The sequence below is a fragment of the Aromatoleum sp. genome, from assembly GCF_032027225.1.
Classification (GTDB): Bacteria; Pseudomonadota; Gammaproteobacteria; order Burkholderiales; family Rhodocyclaceae; genus Aromatoleum.
In genome coordinates this window covers 1-3,256 of the sequence record NZ_JAVSMM010000043.1, presented here as the reverse complement: position 1 = coordinate 3,256, position 3,256 = coordinate 1, and the positions used below count along the sequence as shown (strand labels likewise).

The 3,256-nt window shown below is 64.3% G+C and carries 2 protein-coding genes; one reads left to right on the top strand and one right to left on the bottom strand.

Translation table 11 applies throughout. From position 1 onward, the window contains the following. Nucleotides 1–376 precede the first annotated feature (376 nt). Nucleotides 377–2,140 (top strand): alpha/beta fold hydrolase, encoded by a 1,764-nt coding sequence (locus ROZ37_RS22005; protein WP_312662872.1) that lies wholly within the window; start codon nt 377–379, stop codon nt 2,138–2,140. Between the two features lie 314 nt (nt 2,141–2,454). Here ROZ37_RS22005 and ROZ37_RS22000 read toward each other — a convergent pair whose 3' ends face one another. Further along, nucleotides 2,455–2,667, bottom strand: a complete 213-nt coding sequence (locus ROZ37_RS22000) for a hypothetical protein (RefSeq protein WP_312662871.1) — start codon at nt 2,665–2,667, stop codon at nt 2,455–2,457. Nucleotides 2,668–3,256: the final 589 nt, after the last annotated feature.

The following is a 3,256-nucleotide window of genomic DNA, read 5'->3' as shown; positions in this document are numbered from 1 at the left end:
TCCTGCAGCGCCTGGGGCAGCAGCATCTGCTGCTGAGGGCAATAGGGCAGATAGCTCGTCATCTCAACAGTCTACCGGCCCCGACACGCCAGGGAGGGCTTACCTCACCGACGCTTGGCTTCTGCCGCGCAGACTCCTAGGTTCGCCCGAACGCGATCGGAGGCAAGCAGCGTTCCCCGGCAGCGGCGGGATCGGCGCGAGGCGAAAGCCCGGCGCCTTCCCCCGTCCGCCTTAATACCCGGGTACCGCGTCGAATGGCCGTGCGCGGGCGCGGCCGCTCCATTTGACCGATCCGCCGAGACCGCCCACAGTGTTGCGTTGCGCGCAGTCGGTATCCTCCGGCCGCGATCTGATCGAATCGACTTGGAGGTCAGGAATGGACAATCCCCCCGTCGCTAACCTCGCGCAGCCGGCGACTCCCGCCGACCTGCTCGATGGTCAGGTCCACGCAGCGGTGGCGCGAGCGACGATGTCGCTTTCGCCGATGACCGCGATGCTCGCGATGATCGACTGGGCCGGGCATCTTGCGGCCTCGCCGGGCAAGCGGATGGAGTTGGTCAAGCTCGCCTTCGAGCAGAATGCCCGGCTCGCCGGGCACGTGCGGGAGGCGTGCAGGTATGCGGTCGACGGCCGGGCCGCCGAATGCGTGGCGCCGCGCGCAACGGACCGGCGCTTCGCCGCTGACGAATGGCACCACTGGCCGTTCAACGTCATGCAGCAGACGTTCCTGTTGGCCGAGCAGTGGTGGGGCGCGGCGACGACGAACGTATGGGGCGTGTCGGACCGGCACGAGCACATCGTCTCGTTCTCCGCGCGGCAATGGCTCGACATGCTGTCCCCGGTCAACTCGCCGCTGACCAATCCCGTCGTGCTGCGCCGTACGATCCAGAACCGCGGCACGAACCTCGTCAAGGGCCTGCTGAACGCGATCGAGGATTTCGACCGCTACGTCAAGGACCTGCCGCCGGCGGGCGCCGAGGACTACGTCGTGGGCCGCGACGTCGGCGTCACGCCGGGCAAGATCGTCGCGAAGAACGGGCTGATGGAGTTGATCCAATACACGCCGACGACGGAAAAGGTCCATCCCGAGCCGGTGCTGATCGTGCCGGCGTGGATCATGAAGTACTACATCCTCGACTTGTCGCCGCAAAAGTCGCTCGTGCGCTACCTCGTCGAACAGGGCCACACGGTCTTCTGCATCTCGTGGAAGAACCCGGACGAGAACGACCGCGACCTCGGCATGGACGATTACCTCGAACAGGGCCTGTTTGCGGCGCTCGATGCGGTCAATGCGATCGTGCCCGAGCGCAAGATCCACGCGACCGGCTACTGCCTCGGCGGCACGCTGCTGATGATCGCGAACGCCGCGATGGCCCGTGACGGAGATCGCCGGCTCGCATCGATGACGCTTTTCGCCGCGCAGGCCGACTTCACGGAACCGGGCGAACTCGGCCTCTTCATCGACGACAGCCAGATCAGCATCCTCGAGGCGCAGATGGGGCAGACGGGCTATCTGACCGCCGGCCAGATGCGGGGCGCGTTCCAGCTCCTGCGCTCGTACGACCTGCTGTGGTCGCGCAGCGTCAATGAATACCTCCTCGGCGAGCGCGCGCCGATGAACGACCTGATGGCCTGGAACGCCGATGCGACGCGCATGCCGGCGCGCATGCACAGCCAGTACCTGCGCCGCCTGTTCCTCGACGACGATTTGAGCGAAGGCCGTTATCCCGTGCATGGCCGGCCGGTTTCCCTCGGCGACATCTCGACGCCGACCTTCTGCGTCGCAACCGAAACCGACCACGTCGCGCCGTGGCGCTCGGTCTACAAGCTGCACTACCTCAGCCCCGCGGAGATCACCTTCGTGCTGACGAGCGGTGGCCACAATGCGGGCATCGTCAGCGAGCCGGGGCATCCGCGCCGCCGCTACCGCATCCACACCCGCGCTGCCGGCAGCACCTACGTCGCTCCGGACGACTGGGCGGCGACCGGGCCGATGAACCAGGGCTCGTGGTGGTCGGAGTGGATCGCGTGGCTGAAGGCGCGCTCGGGCGATGCCGTCGAGCCGCCCGCGACTGGCGCGCCCCAACGCGGGTATGCGGTGCTCGGGGACGCGCCCGGCGAGTACGTACTGCAGAAGTAGCGCGAACGAGCGCCCGCCGGCGAAAGCCGGCCTGGGCGCCGCGGGGTTGCCGACAGCCCGTCAGATGCGGCTGCTCGGCATACCCGCAGGCAAATGTCCTATCGGTTCAGGCAGGACGCGAACGCGGCGGGGTAGTTGTGGCAGGCGTCGCGAATGCGCTGTTCGCACTGAAATGTCGACGACCAATCCGGCAATCAAACAGGTAATGGGTTGTGACCGGCGTGTCCCGCACGCCGATCGAGAGGCGCACAACGCGGTGTCGCTCTTCCAGACGTTTTCGCCTATCTAATTACCGGATTAATGGAGCACCGTCGTCAGAGCAGCCCGCGCGCGAATTGGTCGAAATTCCATTTGTCGATATCGAAGGAGACGAGATTGTTCTCGTTTCCGTCCAACATCCCCACCGCGTAACGCCCGCCCCATATCCCGCGCAATTCCTCGCGCGAAAGCGACCGAACCGTCGTCGTTTGCTCGCCGTGCTGCTCGATGTCGAGCGACCGCAAGTCCTTGATCATTAGCGTGCTCATGGCTTTCTCCTGGCTGTGAATCAACGGGTGTTTGTTTCAATCGAGCAATTGCAGTGCTCGATTGAACAAGAGCACGAGGCGTGCCGATTGCGGAGAAAAACCGGACGATTGCCGTCACCGCCACAAAATCCCGGGGCTTTCGCCACGACCGTCGGTATTGCTGTAGTGCGGCCAAGGACAACGCGGCATGGAGTGGTCGGAGATGTCCGACATTGCGATTAACCTGTGCGGGGCTACCGAACATCTGCGAGCCGCACTCGCTCGGATGTTTCCGGCGCGGTGCGTCCTCTTCCTTGACCCGGGCTGCGGGACGCTTATTGGATCGCCGGCAAGGATTCAGGGAGCTTGTAGTACGGTTGTCGAATGAATAATCTCACAACGTTTGAATCAGAGCACTTACGTCATGACCGAACCGATCCGCACATTGATTCAGCGCTGGAAGGAAGATTGAATCGCCCCGGGTTTCCTAGACACCCTTTTGCCTCACAATGAGGCGTCATGGAGGTGTTGATGGAAACGAAGAAGGCGCAACGGCGCTTCACCGAAGAGTTCAAGATCGAAGCGGTCAAGCAGGTGACCGAACGGGGGC